We start from the raw sequence: 19,577 nt of genomic DNA on the forward strand, positions 1-19,577 counted from the left end.
TTCCACTTCTCATCTCTTTATTTTATTTTAAATCTTTTTCCATCCACAAGTGGGGAATTGTATTGTAGTCAAAGACTTCAGATGTAGGCACATAGCCTAATTTTTCGTATAGGCCTTGGGCTGAAACTCTTCCTTGGAGGATGGCTTTTTTATAACCTTTTTCTCTAATTAGACCTTCAATGAAGTTCATTAAGTACTTGCCATAGCCTTGGCCCTGGTATTTTTCATCTACAATTAAAGCCTTTACTTGGGCAGTGGCTCTATCTTTTTCTGCATAAAAAACTGTTGCCATGAGACAATCGTCAATATAGCCTCCGTACATATTAACTTTGGCATCACCTGTTAAGTCTTCATTTCTAATGTCCATGCCTTGAGGCTTTCTAAAATATTCATTTCTAAGATCAATTGTCTCTTCGTAGGCTGGAGTTCCGTATTCTATTTTTCTAAGTTCCATGTCTCCCATAGGTCCCTCCTAAAGATAATCTTTTTTATTCTTTATTCTTTCTTAATATTTTTACCCTAATTTTTCTGTTATAATAGCCTAGAGGTGAATTATGAAATTACTTATAGAAAATATACACAAGTCCTTTGGGGCCAATGACGTTCTCAAAGGAGCAGAAGAAGTTTTTCAAGCTGGACAAATTTATGCCCTATTAGGGAGAAATGGTTCTGGAAAAACTACTCTTTTTGATATTATTGCCCAAAAGAAAAAGGCAGACGACGGCCAAGTGCTTTTAGAAATTGACGGCGAGCAAAGGCCCCTAGTCCAAGAAGACCTATTTTATATGGTTGCCAATCCCCTCCTACCAAACTTTTTAACTGGTAGGGAATTTTTGCAGTTTTTTATAGATGTTAACAAGGAAAGAGTTAAAGAAAACAGAAGTCTTGATGAGCTTTTTGATTGGATTGACTTTGATAAATTTGAAAGAGACTATCTTATCCAAACTTATTCTCTAGGAACTAGAAACAAGTTGCAAATGCTAATGTTTCTTTTAATTAAACCAAATGTCATTCTCATGGACGAGCCTCTAACTTCCCTTGACGTTGTAGTTCAATTGCAAATTAAAAAATTACTTAAGGCCATGGAAAATGACCACATAATTTTATTTTCCACCCACATTCTTCAACTGGCTACAGACCTTTGCGACCAGTTAGTTATTCTCTCTGACGGAAAGTTATACAAACTTCCTGACGAAAAATTAAAGGACCCTAACTTTGAAGATGAAATTATTAGAATTTTATCCAAGGCAGGTCCTAAGGGCAAAGAATCTGACATGGCAAAAGTTTTAGCTGAAGATTCTCAAGTTAGTTCTAGAGATATTTATGAAAAGGGAGATGATGCTGATGTTTAATTTTTTCTTAAAGTCAGCTGAGTACGACATTAGGACTATTTTAAATATGGTCTTATATTACTTTAGAAAAATTCCTATCCTAAAGTGGCTGGCTCCTGGATCATCTTACAAAAACGAAAGTCTAAAAAGGACTTTGGTATTTTTATCTCCTCTGGCTATATTGGTTTTTTCTGTATTTAAGTCTTTATTTGATATTGGAATTCTAGCTCTCTTCTCCCTGTGGGCTAAGTTAATAATTTCTATTTTTAAAGACATGGCCTTTAGAGATGTATTTTTAAATATGACTTTAATAGCCTTCTTACTTGACTTTACAGAATTTTATTTTATGAAAAAGAAAGACAAGTCACTGATTTACTATAATCTTTTTAAGGTCGACCCTAGGACAATTTTTGTAGCAAATCACTTTATTAACCTGCCTATAAAGACTTTAGCTAGCTTTTTGGCCCTGGCCCTTGTAGGAAAGCTTGCAGGATTTTCTGTCAGTCTGGCCCTTAGTTTAGCTGTACTTTCCTATCTGGCTTCAAGTATTTATAATTATATAAATGCCAGGCTTTTAGCCAAGAAGAAATTAAATGAAAACTCCCTTACAAAGTTAGGCTACTTTTCAATACTGATAATGATCCTAGTCTTTGTAGCCATGGTTTTCTTTAATATATCTTCTGAGATTTTGTTAGAAAATTTATATTTTAAATTAATTTTTTTAATCCTTGGTCTTTTATCTATAATAGGTCTAATAAAATTTTCAGGCTACTCTATAATTTTAAATGACCTTAGCCAAGACTACGAAAATGTAAAGACTTATAAGGACAAGAAAAAGGAAGCTATTGACAAGGCCAACCAGCTTAAAATAGAAGATTTTGAAGCTTCAAAGACCCTCTTAAACAAAAATCTTTCTGGCTACAAGCTTTTAAATGAACTATTTTTCCAAAGGCACAGGAGGCATATTTTAAAGCCAATTATTGTAAAATCAGGTATTTTAGCTGTTGTGGTTTTAGTCATGGTTATAATTCCCTTTATTCCAATTAAAGGCTTACAAGAAGAATTTCAAGCTGACTATGGCAGTCTTTTAGTAAAAAGACTAACTGGAATTTTACCTTTTGTAACTTATATTTTATTTGCAAATGAATCTATTACTAGAACTATGTTTGCAAATTGTGACCAGGCTCTAATGCAATATGGTTTTTATAGAAGGCCTAAGGACCTGTTAAAAATGTTTTTCTTAAGACTACAAAAATTAATTTTCTGGAATGGCCTAGGGCTTATTCCCTTCTTTGTATTTTTACTGTTAATGAATAGAATAAATTCAGCTGGTCTCGAAGACTGTATAATTTTAGGAGTACAATTTTTAGCCCTTTGGGTTTTCTTTTCAGTTCACACTTTGTTTTTGTATTATATTTTTCAACCTTACAACGACGCCCAAGAGGCTAAAAGTCCAATTTACTTTATTATTAACTTGGCTGTCTACTATGTTTGTTACTTTACCATGCAACTAGGCCTTGAAGGTCCAATGATTGGTCCAATATTTATCGGCGCATCAATTTTATATTCAATTCTCGCCTTAATTTTAGTTTATAAGTTGGCGCCAAAGACTTTTAAGGTTAGGATTGGCAGATCATAAAGAGAAGTTTCGTGCTTCTCTTTTTTATGATAATTTTTTCTAAGGATGAAAATTTTTTCTAAAAATCCTTTGACTGAAAAGGTTTTCTGGTCTATAATTGTTAAATGGAGGTTGATTAAATTGAAAAAAACTAAGGATATAATTATCGTTGGCTTTGCCCTCTTTGCTATTTTCTTAGGAGCTGGAAACTTGATTTTTCCACCAACTCTAGGTCTTATAGCTGGTAAGGGCTGGCTTTTTACAATGATTGGCTTTATGCTTACAGGTGTTGGTCTACCTGTTTTAGGAGTTATTGCAACTGCCAAGGCTGGCGGTGAGACGACAGACGTTTTTAAGCATTTAGGCAACAAGGCTGCAGGATTTTTAACTTTTATTATTTTACTAGCCATTGGGCCCTTACTTGCCATTCCAAGAACTGCTGCTGTTACATACGAAATTGGAGTCAAACCAGTTTTTAATATCAGCCCAGTTATTTCAGCTATAATATTTTTTTCCATAGTTTTATATTTTACTTTAAATGCCATGTCTGTTGTAGACAAAATTGGCTCATTATTAACTCCACTTCTATTAGTGGTCTTGGCAATATTAATTATTGTAGGCGTAACTAACCCCATTGGCAAACCTGTAGATACTGGTAACACCCAACACTTCCTTAGAGGTTTTGAAGAAGGTTATCAAACTATGGACGGCCTTGGATCCTTGGTTTTAGCAACAATTATAATCCAAGCCGTAATTCAAAAAGGCTACACTGACCAAAAACAAAAATTTCAAATGACAGTTTTTGCAGGAATAATTGCAGCAATTGGATTATTTTTAGTTTATGGAGGTTTTATTTATTTAGGTGCAACTGCCTCAGGAGTTTTATCAAAAGACCTATCAAGGGCTGATTTACTTATAGCCTTGGTTAACGAAATTTTAGGAAGCAAGGGTAATTTTATTTTAGGTCTAGCAATTTCACTGGCTTGTTTGACAACAGCTGTTGGCCTAACTGCAACTGCAGGAAATTTCTTCTCCCAAGTCTTCCACGATAAAATTTCTTATAAGGGAGTTGTTTTAATGGTCTGTGGCTTTTCTGCCTTCTCTGCCATTAACGGAGTAGACACCCTAATAAACTTTGCCGTACCAATACTAACTGTTCTTTATCCAGTTACTATTGTAATAATAACCATGTCCCTTTTTGATGGACTAATTAAACACAAGTCTGCCTACAAGGGAGCTTCTTTAGGAGCCTTAATTATATCTTTGAGCCAAAATATTTTAGGAGCAGAAGATAAAATTAATCAAATTTTACAAAAAATCAGACTTAGTCCTTTCTTTGCAAATATTACACCAGAAAAGGTAAACTTCGATACGCCAATTGCCGTTATTGAATCTCTACCTCTTTCTTCAAAAGGCTTTGCTTGGATAGTTCCAGCAATTGTCCTTGGCCTAGTCTTTGCTTTAGTAGAAAAATCTAAGGACCACAAATAGTTTTTAAAATAAAAATAGCTAGGACAAAAAATGTCTTAGCTATTTTTTTTACGCTTTTTATTTGTCTAGAGTTTTTAAAAAATTTTCTACCAGGGTCCAATATTCTTCTGGATATTTAAAGGGTCCTTGGCAGTGGATTGAGTCTGTGAAAATGTGTTTTTCTTTTCTTGAATTCATTAGTTTATAAACCATATCTACATTTTCAACTGGCACAAAGCCATCTTTGTCTCCATGGATTAAAAGTCCTGGAAGTTTTGTATCTTTAATTCCCTGAGTAGCATCAACTTCTTTAAAGCTGTAGCCGCCAATAAGTTTTGTCATTAATGATGCAGGTGGGATAACTAAAAATTTTGGAAGACCGTAAAGTTTTTTAAGCTGGTGGCTGAAAATTTCTTCTAGTCTTACATAGCCTGAGTCTTCTATAAAGGCCTTTACACTTGCTGGCAGTCCCTTGCCTAGAGAATTTAAAACTGTAGCTGCTCCCATTGATATTCCAAAGAGAATGATCTTACATTCAGGATATTCTTCAGTCAATTTTTCTGCCCAAAGAACTAAATTGTCTGAGTCAAAACCTCCCATTGAAATAGTCTTGCCTTCTGATTTTCCGTGGCCAAGTAGGTCTAAGGTTAAAACATTGTAGCCCATTTCAAAAAACTTCTTTGTGTATACAGACATGGATCTGCCACTTAGAAGGTAGCCGTGAACTACAATAACCCAATCCTTGGCTTGGTCATTAATAGACTTATAGGCAACTAGCTTTTCACCACGCTTTGATTTTATAGAAGTCTCTATAGAATTTTCATCAAACCAGGCATTTTCGTTTTTGCTTTCGTCAAAGCCATTTACTGACCTGTTACCTTCCATAACGCTAGTCTTGTCAGATTTGGCATTGAGAGAAATATTATAAAAGTAAAGGCCAATTAATAAATATATTGCACAAAGGCCTAAAAGCACATATAAAAATATCATTTTACCAGTCTCCATTAAAGACATACTTGTCTAGCCTGTCAAAAGCTTCAACTAACTTTGCAAAAGGTAGGCTTAGGTTTACTCTAATTGTGTGGTCCATCATAAAAGGTCTGCCGTCTTGCCAAATCACTCCATATTCAACAGCTCTATTTAAAAGCTCGTCATGGCTTTTATTGTTTGCCTCTTCCCATTCTTTTGTATTTAAATAAATTACATAAGTTCCTTGGGGTCTAGCTAGGCTTACACCCTTAAAGTTTTTTTCAATAAAATCAATTGCATAGGAAATATTTTTTGCAAGAACTTCTCTAAGCTCATCTACATAGGCAGCGCCCTCATCACTATAAGCCCCAATTAAGGCCGCACAAGATAAGACGTTTTGGCGGTTGTAGGCAGTTTTCTCTACTTGGCGATCAATTCTAGCCTTTAAATATGGATTGAAAACTAAGTGATAGGCCCCAATAAAGGCTGCAAGGTTAAAGGTTTTTGATGGTGCATAAGTTGTTATAGTTCTCATCTTTGCATCTTCGTTTATTGACCAGGCTGGTATATGAACATTGTCAGCTAAAATTAGGTCAGACCAAATTTCATCTGTAATTACATAGACATTGTTTTCTTTAAAAACTTCATAGGCCCTTTCTAATTCTTCCCTAGTCCAAACTCTACCTGATGGGTTGTGAGGAGAACAGAAAATTGCTAAATTAATATTGTTTTCCTTAATTTTTCTGTCCATGTCTTCATAGTCCATACGCCAAATATTATTTTCATCTAAATAAAGATTTGAAAAAATTGGATTGTAGCCATTGGCTTTCATAGTATTTATAAAACCAACATAAGATGGAGCATGAATAAGCACATTGTCTCCTGGAGCTGCTAGGACTCTAGCTATAGATGCAATTCCACCAAGGACTCCGTTTTCGTAAGATATATTTTCTCTTTCAATGTCTACTCCATTTCGCCTTTTTTGCCAGGAGATAATTGCATCAAAGTATTCATCTGGAGTTATAAAGTAACCAAAAATTGGATGGTCCAGTCTCTTTTTCATTTTCTCAATTGCTGCAGGCACAGTTGGAAAACTCATGTCTGCAACCCACATAGGAATTTTAGAAAAGCCCTCTCTAGTAACAACGTCTGGAAAGTGGTTTTCTTCTAAGGCCCTGGCGTTGGTATTGGTCCTATCAATATAAGTTTCAAAATCAAATTTATAGGTCATTGTCTTCTTCCTTTCTCTTTAATTATCTTTTCATATAAGTTCCTAGATCTTTTGACAAGTTTTTTAATCTCTTTAGTTTTTCAAATTAGAAATCTTTAAGTCATGTACTTAAAATATTTACTTGCTCTTGGATTTTATTATATAGTATTTAAAAAATTATTTCATTAGCCTAGCTTAATTTATACTTAAAATCAACTAAAGTATTTTAGCCACTTTTAATTTTTCGAAAAATTTTTCTCATACTTATAAAATTTTTTTGCAATCATTTTCCTTTTCCTTGAATTGTTATTTTTTCTGCTGTATAATAATTTTGTGAGTGAAAACTTAATATAGTTTAATTTAGGCTTATAGGTTGCCTGAAAACCTAAAAATATTTTAAGGAGATGCATAAATGAAGAGAATATTAATTACAGGTGCCAGTGGACAAATTGGTACCGAACTAGCCAACTACTTAGGAAACATTTATGGCAGGGAAAACATTCTCGCTACAAATCGTTCAGAAAAAAATCTAGAAGCCCTTGGCGATATTCGCTTTGAAACCCTAGATGTTACTGACGGCCAAAAATTATTTGACCTAGCTAAAGACTTTAAGGCAGATACAATAATAAATCTTGCTGCTATTCTTTCAGCTAAAGGAGAAACTATGCCACAAAAAACTTGGGACATCAATGTTAATGGAATTATTAACTCTCTTGAAGCTGCAAGAGAACTAGGATGCCAAGTATTTGTTCCATCTTCAATAGCAGCCTTTGGCGAAGGAACTCCCCTTGACAAGACTCCACAAGTAACTATCCAAAGACCTAACACTATGTACGGTGTTACAAAAGTTGCTGGAGAAATTCTTTGTGACTACTACTTCCACAAATTTGGCGTAGACGTAAGAGGAGTTCGTTATCCTGGAATTATTTCTCACGAAACTCTTCCTGGCCAAGGCACAACTGACTATGCAGTTCACATTTACTATGACGCAATTAAAAAAGGCGCCTACACTTCTTACATTGCTGAAGGAACTCAAATGGACATGCTTTATATGCCAGACGCCCTTAAGGCAGTAGTTGATTTAATGGAAGCAGATCCAGATAAATTAATTCACAGAAACGCCTTTAACATAACTGCCATGAGTCTTACACCAGAAATTTTAGACGAAAGCATTAAAAAATATATGCCTGACTTTAAACTAGACTACGATGTAGACCCAGTTAGACAAGCAATTGCAGAAAGCTGGCCAAATTCTCTTGATGACTCAGCAGCCAGAGAAGAATGGGGCTGGAAACCTGAATATGACTTAGACAAAATGACTAAGGACATGTTAGAAAACTTAGAAAAGAAATTAAAATAATATAGATAAGGAGATTTTAAAATGAGCGTACATGATCTAAAATTTTTAGAAGAAAAAGTTGACCAACTTAAAAAAGACGGAGTTTATCGTACTCTTCCAGTTCTAGAAGGCAAAAACTCTTCAACAATTGTCCTTGATGGCAAGGAAATGGTTAACCTATCTTCAAACAACTACCTTGGCCTAGCCAACCACCCAAAACTAAAAGAAGCAGCTATTAAAACTATAGAAAAATACGGCGTTGGTGCTGGTGCTGTTAGAACAATTATTGGTAACATGGACATCCACGAAGAATTAGAAAAGAAACTAGCAGAATTTAAACACACTGAAAGAGTATTTATTTACCAATCAGGTTATGACTGTAACGTTGGAACAGTTCAAGCTATAGTTGAAAAGGGAGACCTAGTAATTTCTGACGAACTAAACCACGCATCTATTATCGACGGTATTAGAATGACTAAGGCTGACAAGGCCATCTTCAAACACTCTGACATGGAAGACCTTGAAAGAGTTTTAAAAGAAAATGCTGGCAAGTATAAGACTATGTTAATTATAACTGACGGCGTATTCTCAATGGATGGCGACCTTGCAAAACTTCCAGAGATTGTAGAACTTGCAGAAAAATACGGCGCAATAACTTATGTAGATGATGCTCACGGTTCAGGAGTTATGGGCAGCCACGGTAGAGGAACTGTTGACCACTTTGGCCTACATGACAAGGTTGACTTTGTAATTGGTACCCTATCAAAGGCTATTGGAGTTAAGGGTGGCTATGTAGCTTGTAACGAAGTTGCTTATCAATGGCTAAACCACAGAGCTAGACCAGTTCTATTCTCTACTACCCTATCACCTGGCGACACAGCAGCTTGTATAGCATCAGTTGAACTATTAATGGAATCAGATGAACTACAAAAGAAACTTTGGGACAATGCTAAGTACTTTAAAGAAAGACTTGGCAAACTTGGCTTTAACACTGGCCATTCTGAAACACCAATTACACCAGTAATAATTGGCGACGAAGCTAAGACTATGGAATTTTCTAAAAAACTTAGAGAATACGGAGTATTTGGATCAGCAATTGTATTCCCAACAGTTCCAAAGGGAACAGGTAGAGTTCGTTGCATGATTTCAGCAGCCCACTCAAAAGAAGAACTAGACAAGGCAGTAGCAGCCTTTGAAAAAGCTGGCAAAGACATGGGAATAATCTAAGATAGATTTTAAGGAGGGACTTAAATTTTAAGTCTCTCTTTTTTTTTTTTTTTTGAAAAATTTAAAATACCTTGTCACATTTTCTGCCCTGGCCCGTTATATATATGAAGCTTCTTTATGGTAGAATGAAGATGAGGAGGAAGTATGCTGGCATTATTTTTAAACCTAAACCAAGAAGACAGGGACTTTGTTTCCGATCTTTATAAATCCTACAAGGACCGCCTTTACAGTCTTGCCTTGTCCCTATTAAAAAACAAGGCAGATGCAGAAGACGCCTTGTCTACAACTTACATAAAAATAATTGAAAATATAGAGAGAATTAAAGCCCTGCCAGAAGAAAAACTTTCCTCTTATATTTTTGTAATCCTCTACAACCAGGCCATGGATATTTTCCGCCAGAAAAATAAATTTTCCGAAATTGAAAACTTTGACCAGCTAGTAGATGAGAAAAATCCATCAACCTATGACCAAGTTGAAACAAATCTCCTAGTTGCCGACTTGTTAAAACACATTAAGGCCCTGCCCTTAGATGACCAAAGGCTTTTAATTTTAAAATATAAATACGATATGGCCTATAAAGATATTGCTAAGCTATTAAATATAAGTCCTCGGGCAGCTAGAAAGAGAAAGGAAAGACTTGTAAAAACTTTAGAAAATAAACTTAAAGGAGTTGATAAAAATGACTGAGAAAAATATGGATTTCTTATTAGGCCAAGCCCTTGACCTGACCTTGCAAGAACAAATAGAAAGTTCATTGAGAAAAGAAAAATCTGTTTCTAAAAATAATCTAAGCCAAGAAGACTTAGAAAACTTAGTTGATCTAATAAAAATTTTGCCAGTAGACTTGCAGACAATTCTTTTAGAAAAACACTACTTTAAAAACCCACCTTCTAGCCTAGAAAAAGTTTTTGATATAGAAAATCCTAGAGAAAAATACTCCTGGACTTTAGACCTACTATCTCAAAGCCTAGGCCTAGACGACCATCTTATTAAAGATTCTGACCTAGACCTGGCCTGTCTCATGCTAATAAATACTTATACAGACAAGCTTTATAGGATTCCAAAAACTTCCTTTGACCCATCTAAGGCCTTTAGAAAAAATATGCAAGACCTAGGATTAAAAGTCCAAGGACCAAGGAGACAAATTCTAAAAAAAGTTGCCGTCATCTTCCTAGTCCTAGCAGGATCTATCTCTTTGTTTTTTTCAATAAACACAGCAGCCAGGTCCAAGGTCTACGACTGGATAATAAAAGACTTTGGTACCTATTCAACCTTTAGCTTTGTACAATTAGAAGAAACAGACGAAGAAATTTTAGGTCTTGATGATTTGAAAATATCTTATATGCCAGATGGATATGAACTTGTTGATACTTTTAAAAGTAGAATTACAAGATCTCATTATTATGAAAACACTAAAGGGGATACCATTACTATATTTATTAAAAATCTTTCTCTTGCAAATAATCATACAGAATATAACACCGAAGATGCTCAATTAGAAGAAATATTAGTAAATAATCACAACGGTTACTATTGGGAACGTGATATAAATTTTCTTCTTTGGCAACAAAATGGCCTGGAAATCTGTGTATTTGGAAAAATTAATAAAGATGAACTTTTTGAAATTGCAAAAAATATTTGTAAATAAGTAAATTTTTTTGTCACGTTTTTGTCTTTAGTGCGTTATATATATGAGAAGATAAAATATTATAAAACTTAACGGAGGTGAGAAAATTGAATAAAAAAAGAATATTATTTATAGTTTGTGTTTTTATTCTTTGTTTATTAGTTACAGACAATGTTTTGGCATTTTCTAAAATAAATTACCAAAACGAACTTAAATGGGATAATAGTAATACTATTTCTTTAGATTTAGATTCTAGAGGTTCAAAATTATTTGTAGATCTCTCCATCAATTCTAATCATACTATTTATGGTAACTTATACTTAGAAAAATATACAGATTATGGATGGGAAAATGTTAATATTTGGCCAATAAGTGGAAACAGATTTATTTCATTATCGAAAATATATTCAGGTCAAGCTGGATCTACTTATAGAGCGAGAGTTACCGTAAACATAGGGGGTGAAAATTTCACAACGATATCAAATTATGTAAGTTTATAACTTTAAAATCTATTTAAGAAAGGAAAAAAATTATGAAAAAATTTATAAGTATGTTATTAGTTTTAGTATTAATTTTTGTTATTGCATCAAATGTTTATGCTAGTGAAAATCCTAGTTCTGAAAATTATAGGTTTATACAGTATACTATATATGATTCAAATAATAATATAAAAGATATAATTACTGTAGATACTTTTTTAAGATACGCTAGTGATCCTATAAGATTAGGAGTAAATGAGAAAGTTACTGTTAAGCCTTTAGGTGAAGACGGTTTCTATATATCAAATAATACTCGAGTTACTATTTTAAACCATGCAAGGGGAGAAGGAATGAATAGAAGAACAATCGTATATGGAGATTATAACTATTCAGTAAATGAAATGCTTCGCATGGAAAGTGATATGCAAAAACAAAATAGAAGTTTTACTGCTAAAAATTATGGGAGATATTGGGTAGAAGTTAGAAATTTAAGTTCAAAAACTATAGAATTTTCAGTAGGTGTAAACTATTAAAATGAATAATAAATTAAAACTTTTATTTTCAATATTGTTAATTGCACTTTGTTTAACTGCTTGTTCTAACAACCTAGCAAGCAAAAATGAATTTAAAAACGATTTTGTTGGGTCTCCTAAACCGTCTTTGGACCAATCTCAAGTTATTTCAGCAGACAATAAAAAATATATAGGCAAGAGTATTTTTCTTGAAATTGATGAAAGTAATATAAGTAAATCCCCTGATGGTATTAATGAACAAGCAACAGAAGAAGCCTATGAAGATAAAAATATTTTAGAAAATAAAAAATTAGTTAAAGTTGAAGTTAGTGGCGATAAAAATAAGTTTCAAGTACCTGGCCTTATTTTGACCCCAAATAGTCCCCTTGTCTTTACCCTTGAAAAAGACAGTGGCTTTGATCTCAATAAGGGAGATACAATAACTTTTCAATTTGAAAAATATCCTTCTGAAATAATTGAAGAACAAAGTTTACTAGTAGGCTTAATCAAAGACGATGATATAATTTATTCAGATATATTTAAAAATATCAGTGACAACTTTGAATACCAAATTGAAAGTACTGGAGTCTATTATTTATTTGTAGAAAGTTTTTCATCAGACTACTTGAGCCTATACGACAGTGAAATACAAATTGAAAGAGCTAAATAAAATTTATAAAAAGAGGCAGACCTTGTCTCTTTTTTCTTTGGCCTAAAGTTTAAAGGCCTTCTTTTGTGCTATAATATCTTTGGGTGATATTATGATTAAAAATTATAAAGTTCAAAATATGAAATTTTGGGAAGGCAGGGTTGATTCAGAATCTGACTACGATTCTTTTCGCTGGCATCAAGTTGTAAAACCTTTAGACTTAAATGACGAAAATTTAAAGACCTTTGACGGCAAGTTGGCCTTTTGTTTTATTGGTTTTGAGTCTGACTTGGGAATAAAAAAGAACAAGGGCAGACTAGGAGCTGCTATGGGACCTGAGGCTATTCGCCACGAGCTAGCCAACAAACCTTGTAACTTTTCTAAGGACCTGGGGCTTTTTGATGCTGGCAATGTTTCTGCTGATGGTCTGTCCTTAGATGAGGCCCAAGGAATTTTAGCTTCTTGTGTTGAAAGGCTTTTAGAATTAAATTACTTTCCTATTGTCTTAGGTGGAGGCCACGAAACTACCTTTGGCCATTACAAAGGCGTCTTTTCTTATTTAAACAAGAGAGAGGACAAACCTAACATTGCTATAGTAAATTTTGATGCCCACTTTGACAACAGACCTTACAAGGACCAAGGACCTTCTTCTGGAACTATGTTTAGGCAAATCCACGACCTTAATTTAGAAAATGATTTGACCTATAATTATATGGTTATGGGCATCCAAAAGTCTTCTAACACTGTTTCTCTTTTTAAGTATGCTGATGAGACAAAGACCCAGTATGTCCTAGCTAGAGAAATTGCAAATGGAGACTTGTATCCTGTTTTTGACAGGCTAGATGATTTTTTAATTGACATGGACCATGTCTATATGACAGTTTGTTCTGATGTTTTTAATTCATCAAATGCTCCTGGAGTTTCTGCTCCCCAACCTTTTGGTCTAAATCCAGAGCTGGTTGTCAAGTTAATTAAGTATGTTCTAAACTCTGGCAAGACTATTTCTTTTGATATTTGCGAAGTCTCTCCAAGGTTTGACCAGGATAATACTACTGCCTCTGTTGCTGCTGTTGTAATTTTTACTGTTGTTACTAAGCTTGCAGCTAGGGTTCATAGGTAGGATTGATTTTTAAAATTAACCGGGGACACACCTGAAGGAATGTCCCCTAACAATCAAGGACTATCCCCTACCACTCACAGGTCAATAGAAAATGGGGACACACCTGAAGGAATGTCCCCAAAAACATAAAATACAAAAAACCTCAAAATCATTTTTGATCTTGAGGTTTTGTTTTTTATTATAAATTTTCTTTTGCTAGGTCTACTAACTTTGCAAAAGCTTGGTCGTCGTGAATAGCTATTTCAGCAAGCATTTTTCTGTTGATTTCAACTCCAGCTTTCTTTAAGCCGTTAATGAATCTTGAATAGCTTAGACCGTTAATTCTAGCTGCAGCGTTAATTCTTTGGATCCAAAGTTTTCTAAAGTCTCTTTTTCTTTGTTTTCTTCCTATATATGCATAGTTTAGTGACTTCATTACTGCTTGGTTGGCAGTTTTAAATAATTTGGATTTTGCTCCAAAGTAACCTTTAGCTTGTTTTAATATTTTTTTGTGTTTTTTCTTTGCGTTTACTGCTCTTTTTACTCTTGCCATTTCTTTCGCCTCCTACTTTCTTGGTAACATGTGGTCGATTCTCTTTAAATCGCCTTTGCTAACAAGTGTTTGTTTTCTTAGTTTTCTTTTTCTTTTAGGAGACATCTTTCCAGTCATGTGAGTTACTCCCATTTGCATTCTAGCTAGTTTTCCGCTACCAGTTCTTTTGAATCTTTTAGCAGAACCTCTATGAGTTTTCATTTTACCCATTTTTCTTCCTCCTATTATTTGTCATTAGGCATTAAATACATTGTCATATTTCTGCCTTCCATTTTTGCTTTTTTGTCAACTACTGCCTTATCCCCAAGGATTTCTAGGAAATCATCTAATACTACTTTCCCTTGGTCTGTGTGGCCTAGCTCTCTGCCTCTAAATCTAACAGATACTTTTACTTTGTCTCCATTTCCTAAAAACTTTTCTGCTTGTTTGGCTTTTACATTTAGGTCGTGCTCTTCAATGTTTGGAGTCATCCTAACTTCTTTAACATTGATAACTCTTTGAGCCTTTTTAGCTTCTTTGGCTTTTTTCATTTGTTCATATCTGTACTTGCCATAGTCTAAAATCTTACAAACAGCTGGTTTTGCATTTGGAGAAACGCATACTAGGTCTAGTCCAGCTTCTTGTGCAAGTTCTTGTGCCCTTGCGTTTGGGATAATTCCTAATTGTTCTCCGTCGGCTCCTATTAGCCTAACTTCCTTATCCCTGATTTCCTGATTAATTTTTAATTCCTTTATGTTTACACCCCCGGAAATAAATAAATGCGGATACCATAAAAGTACCCGCACAAAAAATTACTATCTTATAATAATAAATTGTAACCTATAGGCGCCAGCCACGAGGTGAGAAGCGGTACTTCTACTTGTCTTACCTTTAATATTAAACCATACTTTCCTAGCTTTGTCAAATAATATTTAAAATAATTTTTCACTAATTTCCTATTTAAATATTTCAAGTTGCCTTTTTGTTTTTTCTTCCATGTCTTTTCTGTCTCTATAAGAAAATTCTAAGACCAAATAATCTGGATTTATTTTTTCAATAAGATCTCTTGCTTTTTTTGATCTTACAAGGGAATGAGTGTCGATTTTATTTACATACTTGTAATAGTCTTTTAGATTTTCGTAAAAATCTCCTGTCATTTGAGGAGGATTTTCCTTGTAGGCTTTTATTAATTTTCCTGACTGGGACCCATGCAAGTGGACAACTTTTATAAATGGAAGAATTTCCCTGTTGTATTCAATTATTTGGTCAACATATTCCCAGGCCTCACCTTCTGTTTCAATATTTTCATTGGTGCACATTAAATGCCCTGTGTCTAAGACAAAGCCAATGTTGTCATAAGAAACTTTTTCAAGGAGTCTTTTTGTTAGACTTAAGTTTGTAAACTTTAGACCTGGCACATAGAGGTTTTCAAATAAAAGTGGCGATTTTATATTCGCCTCTTTTATTAACTTATTTACTAGGTCTGCTCCTGCGTCAATGACGTCCTTGTCTGAATAGAAATGATTTTGGCCCAGGTATTCTAGGCTGTTACAGTTGGCCATGTGAAAGACCGAATAGGAGCCAAGAGAATTTGCATAAGCAAGGGCCTGAAGATAATATTTGTAAATTTCTTCTGGCTTGTTTAAAAAAAGTTCTCTGGCTATATCCATTGATCCAAATTCTTCTATTACCCTGTCTTCCTTTTTTAAATAATAGTCCATCCAGGATGTAAAAAATGGCAGGTGGACTCCATGGATTAAGTCTCTTGCAATAAAATTATCTTCCCAGCAAGATACTAATTCAATGCCGTCTAGGCCTAGACCTTTTAAGGTCTTTCTAAATTCATCCATTGACTGATATTCAAATTTTTCTCTCTTCCATTCTACATAGCTTAAAAGTATTTTCACCTAAGCACTCCTTAAACTTTTTCTTTAAAAATGCAAGTCCCCTTTGAACTTGCATTAATACTTATTCTTCTTCGTCAAAGGCCTTTCTTATTATAAAGTCCTTAGAAACGTCTTGGTCCATTTTTATTTTTAAAATTTGTTGAGGATGAGGGGCTACTTCAAGATCCTCTCCCTTTTCATCTGTCATATAAGAAATTTTTTGGCTAAAGAAATCTCTGTTTGGTCCAAAGACTTCAATTTCATCTCCTAAAAACATTCTATTTCTCTGTTCAACTGTGGCGATCTTTGTCTCCTCGTCATAGTCTAAGACTAGGCCTGTAAAGTCATAGCCTCTTATATAGGAGTTAGTTGTATAGACTTGGGCGTCTGATTTTGCCTCTCCGTAATAAAAACCTGTTGTAAAGTCTCTGTGAGAAACTTTTTTTATCTCCTCTAAATATTTTTTGTTGAACTTATAGGTCGATGGGTCCTTGTAATATTCATCAAGGGCCATTCTATATGACCTAATAACTGTCGCCAAATAATAGACAGTTTTCATCCTGCCTTCGATTTTTAGAGAATCAATTCCTGCATCTATTAGGTCTTCTAAATTTTGAATCATACAAAGGTCTTTGGAGTTCATAATAAAAGTTCCCTCTTCGTCTTCGAAAACTGGGAAGTATTCTCCTGGTCTTGTTTCTTCTACAAGATTGTACTTATACCTACAAGGTTGGGCGCAGTCGCCACGGTTGGCATCTCTTCCGATCATGTAGTTGGAAATCAAACACCTGCCTGAATATGACATACACATAGCTCCATGGACAAAGGTTTCTATGGTCATGTCGTCTGGAATGTTTGCTGTAATTTTTTTAATTTCTTCTAAAGACAATTCTCTGGCTAAGACAATTCTCCTAGCTCCTTGAGCATACCAAAATAAAGCCGTTTCTAAGTTAGTTACATTGGCCTGGGTTGAAATGTGAATTTCCATATTTGGGGCATGGGTTTTTACCTTCATAAACATACCTGGGTCTGCAACTAAAACTGCATCTACACCAATTTTATCTAAGGCTTTAATATAGTCTTCTACCCCATCCATGTCGTCATTGTGGGGAATTATGTTTAAGGTTACATAGACCTTGGCGCCTCTTTCATGAGCGTAGGCTACTCCTTCTTCTATTTGGTCAAGGGAAAAGTTTTTCGCCCTTTTTCTAAGGCCAAAGGCTTCCCCACCTAAATAAATGGCATCTGCCCCGTAGGTAAGAGCCATTTTTAATTTTTCTAAATCACCTGCTGGTGCTAATAATTCGATCTTTTTCATTTTATCCTCACTGCTACTAATAGACCATCTCCCATGGGAATTAAAGAAGATTCAAAGTCTTCTAAGTTAATAACTTCATCTATAAAGGCCCTTAGCCTTTTTACTATGGTCTTTTTTCTTCTTACTAGTAAATCATCTGTTGTTACCATGGCCTTATATAAGACATTGTCACAAACTATTAAGCTGCCAGGCTTAATAAGTCTTTTTATTTCGTTAAAATATTCTTGGTAGTGGGCCTTGGCTGCGTCTATAAAGACAAGGTCAAAGTCTTCGTCAAGTTTTTTTATTTGCTCTAGGCCGTCTCCAATAATGACTTGGACCCTAGAATCTTCTCCTGCCTTTTTAAAGTTTTCTTTGGCAATATTTGCTGTAGTCTCATTTAATTCTATGGTAACAAATTTTTCTATTTGCTCAGATCCACTTAACATTAAAAGGCCTGAGTAGCCAACTGCAGTTCCAATTTCTAAAATCTTCTTCGGTTTCTTAGAGGCTATTAAAAATTTTAAAAACTGGCCAACATCTGGGCTTATAATAGGAACGTGATTTTCCAAAGCCTCTTTTTCCAGAGACTCTAAAAAATCACTTTTCCTCTTAATATTTTCATATAAAAAATTTTCTACATAATCGTAATTTAGTTCGTTCATTATACTTCCATTATTATTGGCAATATCATTGGTTTTCTCTTTATTTCCCTAGAGATATAGTTTTTAAGGTCGTCTTTTATTTCTGTCTTTAAATAATTCCAGTCAGAGTTTCCTTCTCTTTCTAATCTTTCTAGGGTCTTTGTAACTACTTCTCTGGCTTCGTCCATTAGGTCTCCTGATTCTCTAACATAGACAAAACCTCTAGAAATAATATCTGGACCTGCAAGAACTTTTTTAGTCTTTTTAGATAGGGTTACTACTACAATTATTAGGCCGTCTTCAGAAAGCCACTTTCTATCTCTTAAGACAATGTTTCCTACGTCTCCAATACCTAGGCCGTCTACTAAAACTGCTCCAGCTTGGACTGATGAAGAAACATCAATGCCCTTGTAGTCAAGTTCTAAAACATCGCCGTTTTCTATCATTAAAATATTTTTATCTGCTATGCCCATTTTTTGAGCTATTTTTTCGTGGGCCTTCATTTGCATCATTTCTCCGTGGAAAGGAAGAATATACTTAGGCTTAGTTAGGCTCATCATTAGTTTTAATTCTTCTTCACAGGCATGGCCTGAAACGTGAATTTCTGAAAGGGCTTCGTGAACTACTTCAGTTCCCCTTGACATTAGGTTGTTAATAACTCCTCCTATGGCAAGTTCATTTCCTGGGATTGATGATGCAGATAGGATTACTACGTCATTTTTTGTAACTTGGATCTTTTTATGGTCGCCATTTGAAATCCTAGTTAAGGCTGAAAATGGTTCACCTTGTGATCCAGTTGTAATTAGACAAACTTTGTTGTCGTCGTATTTGTGAATTTCGTTTATATCTATTAGAGTATCTTTTTTTACTTTTAAGAGGCCAAGTTCTTGGGCTGTTTTTACTGTAGTTGACATTGATCTGCCAGAAAGGGCTACCTTCCTGTCTTGGTTTTCAGCTGCAGCAATAATTTGTTGGACCCTGTGAACATTTGATGCAAAGGTTGCAACAATTATTCTCTTATTTGAGTACTTGGAAAATAAGTTGTTAAGAGTTTTTCCAACAACTCTTTCACTCATTGTGTAGCCCGACCTGTGGGCGTTAGTTGAGTCAGATATTAAAAGTTCGACTCCTTCTTCCCCATATTGGGCTAATCTGTTTAAGTCTATTGAGCCACCGTCAATTGGCGTAAAGTCTACTTTAAAATCACCTGTGTGGATAATGTTTCCTTGAGGTGTCTTTATTGCTATGGCACAAGCTTGGGGAATTGAGTGGGTAGTTTGGATAAATTCAACTTCCATTTTTCCAAGCTTAATTACATCTCCTGCATCAACCCTGTGAATCTTCGTATCTGATAGTCTGTGTTCTTGTAATTTGTTTTTCAAAAGTCCTAGGGTTAGGTCTCTACCATAGATGTCTATATTTCCTACTTCTTTAATAAAGTAGGGAATGGCTCCAATATGGTCTTCGTGACCATGGGTTAAAACCATTCCTCTAATCTTTTTCTTGTTTTCTTTTAAGTAAGAAAAGTCTGGGATTACTACGTCTATACCCAGCATTGATTCTTCAGGGAAGGTTATGCCGCAGTCGATTATAATAATGTCGTCTCTATATTCGACTACAAACATATTTTTCCCTATTTCGTTCATACCTCCTAGGGGTATTAATTTCACTTTGTTATTGTTCTTCAT

The 19,577-nt window shown here is 34.6% G+C and carries 21 protein-coding genes and 1 other annotated feature; of the genes, 11 read left to right on the plus strand and 10 right to left on the minus strand.

Features of this window, described 5'->3' with window-relative positions; all coding sequences use genetic code 11:
* Positions 1-22: 22 nt before the first annotated feature.
* Positions 23-463, minus strand: a complete 441-nt coding sequence (locus BN2667_RS05870; RefSeq protein ID WP_054252400.1) for a GNAT family N-acetyltransferase — start codon at positions 461-463, stop codon at positions 23-25.
* 91 nt (positions 464-554) lie between these two features.
* Here BN2667_RS05870 and BN2667_RS05875 point away from each other — a divergent pair, with 91 nt between their 5' ends.
* From BN2667_RS05875 to brnQ, 3 genes are all read left to right on the plus strand, one after another.
* A complete protein-coding gene (locus BN2667_RS05875; RefSeq protein WP_054252401.1) occupies positions 555-1,352 on the plus strand; it encodes an ATP-binding cassette domain-containing protein in 798 nt (265 codons plus the stop codon).
* A complete protein-coding gene (locus BN2667_RS05880) occupies positions 1,345-2,970 on the plus strand; it encodes a hypothetical protein (RefSeq protein WP_054252402.1) in 1,626 nt (541 codons plus the stop codon). The genes BN2667_RS05875 and BN2667_RS05880 overlap by 8 nt, the downstream gene beginning before the upstream one ends.
* 120 nt (positions 2,971-3,090) lie before the next feature.
* A complete protein-coding gene (brnQ, locus tag BN2667_RS05885) occupies positions 3,091-4,440 on the plus strand; it encodes a branched-chain amino acid transport system II carrier protein (protein WP_054252403.1) in 1,350 nt (449 codons plus the stop codon).
* 57 nt (positions 4,441-4,497) lie between these two features.
* Here the strand turns inward: brnQ and BN2667_RS05890 are convergent, their stop codons facing one another.
* Together BN2667_RS05890 and BN2667_RS05895 are read right to left on the minus strand one after the other, a co-directional pair.
* The gene (locus BN2667_RS05890; RefSeq protein WP_162200280.1) at positions 4,498-5,409 is read right to left on the minus strand and encodes an alpha/beta hydrolase; all 912 of its coding nucleotides are present in this window, start codon (positions 5,407-5,409) and stop codon (positions 4,498-4,500) included.
* 1 nt (position 5,410) lies between these two features.
* Entirely contained in the window at positions 5,411-6,619 is a 1,209-nt protein-coding gene (locus BN2667_RS05895) for a MalY/PatB family protein (RefSeq protein ID WP_054252405.1), read from the minus strand.
* Between the two features lie 391 nt (positions 6,620-7,010).
* On the opposite strand from BN2667_RS05895, the gene BN2667_RS05900 reads away from it, so the two are divergent.
* The 8 genes from BN2667_RS05900 (at position 7,011) to hutG (ending at position 13,551) form a co-directional block, all read left to right on the plus strand.
* Complete coding sequence (locus BN2667_RS05900) at positions 7,011-7,958, plus strand: NAD-dependent epimerase/dehydratase family protein (RefSeq protein ID WP_054252406.1); 948 nt, start codon at positions 7,011-7,013, stop codon at positions 7,956-7,958.
* A gap of 21 nt (positions 7,959-7,979) precedes the next feature.
* Entirely contained in the window at positions 7,980-9,164 is a 1,185-nt protein-coding gene (locus tag BN2667_RS05905) for a glycine C-acetyltransferase (protein ID WP_054252407.1), read from the plus strand.
* Positions 9,165-9,308: 144 nt separating this feature from the next.
* Positions 9,309-9,851 carry an RNA polymerase sigma factor gene (locus tag BN2667_RS05910; RefSeq protein ID WP_054252408.1) on the plus strand — a complete coding sequence of 181 codons (543 nt, stop codon included), beginning with the start codon at positions 9,309-9,311 and terminating at the stop codon, positions 9,849-9,851.
* Entirely contained in the window at positions 9,844-10,812 is a 969-nt protein-coding gene (locus BN2667_RS05915; RefSeq protein ID WP_054252409.1) for a DUF4367 domain-containing protein, read from the plus strand. Before BN2667_RS05910 ends, BN2667_RS05915 begins: the two co-directional genes overlap by 8 nt.
* 86 nt (positions 10,813-10,898) lie before the next feature.
* Positions 10,899-11,291, plus strand: coding sequence for a hypothetical protein (locus BN2667_RS05920; protein ID WP_054252410.1), 393 nt, complete (start codon positions 10,899-10,901; stop codon positions 11,289-11,291).
* Positions 11,292-11,323: 32 nt separating this feature from the next.
* Complete coding sequence (locus BN2667_RS05925) at positions 11,324-11,803, plus strand: hypothetical protein (protein ID WP_054252411.1); 480 nt, start codon at positions 11,324-11,326, stop codon at positions 11,801-11,803.
* Between the two features lies 1 nt (position 11,804).
* A complete protein-coding gene (locus BN2667_RS05930; protein WP_054252412.1) occupies positions 11,805-12,452 on the plus strand; it encodes a hypothetical protein in 648 nt (215 codons plus the stop codon).
* A gap of 91 nt (positions 12,453-12,543) precedes the next feature.
* Positions 12,544-13,551 (plus strand): formimidoylglutamase, encoded by a 1,008-nt coding sequence (gene hutG / locus BN2667_RS05935; RefSeq protein ID WP_054252413.1) that lies wholly within the window; start codon positions 12,544-12,546, stop codon positions 13,549-13,551.
* Between the two features lie 178 nt (positions 13,552-13,729).
* Here hutG and rplT read toward each other — a convergent pair whose 3' ends face one another.
* The 7 genes from rplT to BN2667_RS05970 all read right to left on the minus strand — a co-directional run bounded on the left by rplT (position 13,730) and on the right by BN2667_RS05970 (position 19,577).
* Positions 13,730-14,083, minus strand: coding sequence for a 50S ribosomal protein L20 (gene rplT, locus BN2667_RS05940; protein WP_054252414.1), 354 nt, complete (start codon positions 14,081-14,083; stop codon positions 13,730-13,732).
* A gap of 12 nt (positions 14,084-14,095) precedes the next feature.
* On the minus strand, positions 14,096-14,293 hold the full coding sequence (gene rpmI, locus BN2667_RS05945) for a 50S ribosomal protein L35 (protein ID WP_054252415.1): 198 nt from the start codon (positions 14,291-14,293) through the stop codon (positions 14,096-14,098).
* 14 nt (positions 14,294-14,307) lie between these two features.
* Positions 14,308-14,817 carry a translation initiation factor IF-3 gene (gene infC / locus BN2667_RS05950; RefSeq protein ID WP_411913850.1) on the minus strand — a complete coding sequence of 170 codons (510 nt, stop codon included), beginning with the start codon at positions 14,815-14,817 and terminating at the stop codon, positions 14,308-14,310.
* A 12-nt stretch (positions 14,818-14,829) separates the two neighbouring features.
* Positions 14,830-14,950: a sequence feature (ribosomal protein L20 leader region), on the minus strand.
* 68 nt (positions 14,951-15,018) lie between these two features.
* Complete coding sequence (locus BN2667_RS05955; RefSeq protein ID WP_054252416.1) at positions 15,019-15,969, minus strand: TIM barrel protein; 951 nt, start codon at positions 15,967-15,969, stop codon at positions 15,019-15,021.
* Positions 15,970-16,030: 61 nt separating this feature from the next.
* Positions 16,031-17,266 carry a peptidase U32 family protein gene (locus tag BN2667_RS05960; protein WP_054252417.1) on the minus strand — a complete coding sequence of 412 codons (1,236 nt, stop codon included), beginning with the start codon at positions 17,264-17,266 and terminating at the stop codon, positions 16,031-16,033.
* Positions 17,263-17,910 carry an O-methyltransferase gene (locus tag BN2667_RS05965; protein WP_054252418.1) on the minus strand — a complete coding sequence of 216 codons (648 nt, stop codon included), beginning with the start codon at positions 17,908-17,910 and terminating at the stop codon, positions 17,263-17,265. The genes BN2667_RS05960 and BN2667_RS05965 overlap by 4 nt, the downstream gene beginning before the upstream one ends.
* Positions 17,910-19,577, minus strand: a complete 1,668-nt coding sequence (locus tag BN2667_RS05970) for a ribonuclease J (RefSeq protein ID WP_054252419.1) — start codon at positions 19,575-19,577, stop codon at positions 17,910-17,912. Before BN2667_RS05970 ends, BN2667_RS05965 begins: the two co-directional genes overlap by 1 nt.

The sequence above is a fragment of the Neofamilia massiliensis genome (genome assembly GCF_001299475.1).
Lineage (GTDB): Bacteria > Bacillota > Clostridia > Tissierellales > Peptoniphilaceae > Neofamilia > Neofamilia massiliensis.

Bases quoted from the DNA above. Each gene is read 5' to 3' on its own strand.
- BN2667_RS05870 (WP_054252400.1), bottom strand. From the start codon at position 463: ATGGGAGACATGGAACTTAGAAAAATAGAATACGGAACTCCAGCCTAC.
- BN2667_RS05875 (WP_054252401.1), top strand. From the start codon at position 555: ATGAAATTACTTATAGAAAATATACACAAGTCCTTTGGGGCCAATGAC.
- BN2667_RS05880 (WP_054252402.1), top strand. From the start codon at position 1,345: ATGTTTAATTTTTTCTTAAAGTCAGCTGAGTACGACATTAGGACTATT.
- BN2667_RS05890 (WP_162200280.1), bottom strand. From the start codon at position 5,409: ATGATATTTTTATATGTGCTTTTAGGCCTTTGTGCAATATATTTATTA.
- BN2667_RS05895 (WP_054252405.1), bottom strand. From the start codon at position 6,619: ATGACCTATAAATTTGATTTTGAAACTTATATTGATAGGACCAATACC.
- BN2667_RS05900 (WP_054252406.1), top strand. From the start codon at position 7,011: ATGAAGAGAATATTAATTACAGGTGCCAGTGGACAAATTGGTACCGAA.
- BN2667_RS05905 (WP_054252407.1), top strand. From the start codon at position 7,980: ATGAGCGTACATGATCTAAAATTTTTAGAAGAAAAAGTTGACCAACTT.
- BN2667_RS05910 (WP_054252408.1), top strand. From the start codon at position 9,309: ATGCTGGCATTATTTTTAAACCTAAACCAAGAAGACAGGGACTTTGTT.
- BN2667_RS05915 (WP_054252409.1), top strand. From the start codon at position 9,844: ATGACTGAGAAAAATATGGATTTCTTATTAGGCCAAGCCCTTGACCTG.
- BN2667_RS05925 (WP_054252411.1), top strand. From the start codon at position 11,324: ATGAAAAAATTTATAAGTATGTTATTAGTTTTAGTATTAATTTTTGTT.
- BN2667_RS05930 (WP_054252412.1), top strand. From the start codon at position 11,805: ATGAATAATAAATTAAAACTTTTATTTTCAATATTGTTAATTGCACTT.
- hutG (WP_054252413.1), top strand. From the start codon at position 12,544: ATGATTAAAAATTATAAAGTTCAAAATATGAAATTTTGGGAAGGCAGG.
- rplT (WP_054252414.1), bottom strand. From the start codon at position 14,083: ATGGCAAGAGTAAAAAGAGCAGTAAACGCAAAGAAAAAACACAAAAAA.
- rpmI (WP_054252415.1), bottom strand. From the start codon at position 14,293: ATGGGTAAAATGAAAACTCATAGAGGTTCTGCTAAAAGATTCAAAAGA.
- BN2667_RS05960 (WP_054252417.1), bottom strand. From the start codon at position 17,266: ATGAAAAAGATCGAATTATTAGCACCAGCAGGTGATTTAGAAAAATTA.
- BN2667_RS05965 (WP_054252418.1), bottom strand. From the start codon at position 17,910: ATGAACGAACTAAATTACGATTATGTAGAAAATTTTTTATATGAAAAT.
- BN2667_RS05970 (WP_054252419.1), bottom strand. From the start codon at position 19,577: ATGAAGAACAATAACAAAGTGAAATTAATACCCCTAGGAGGTATGAAC.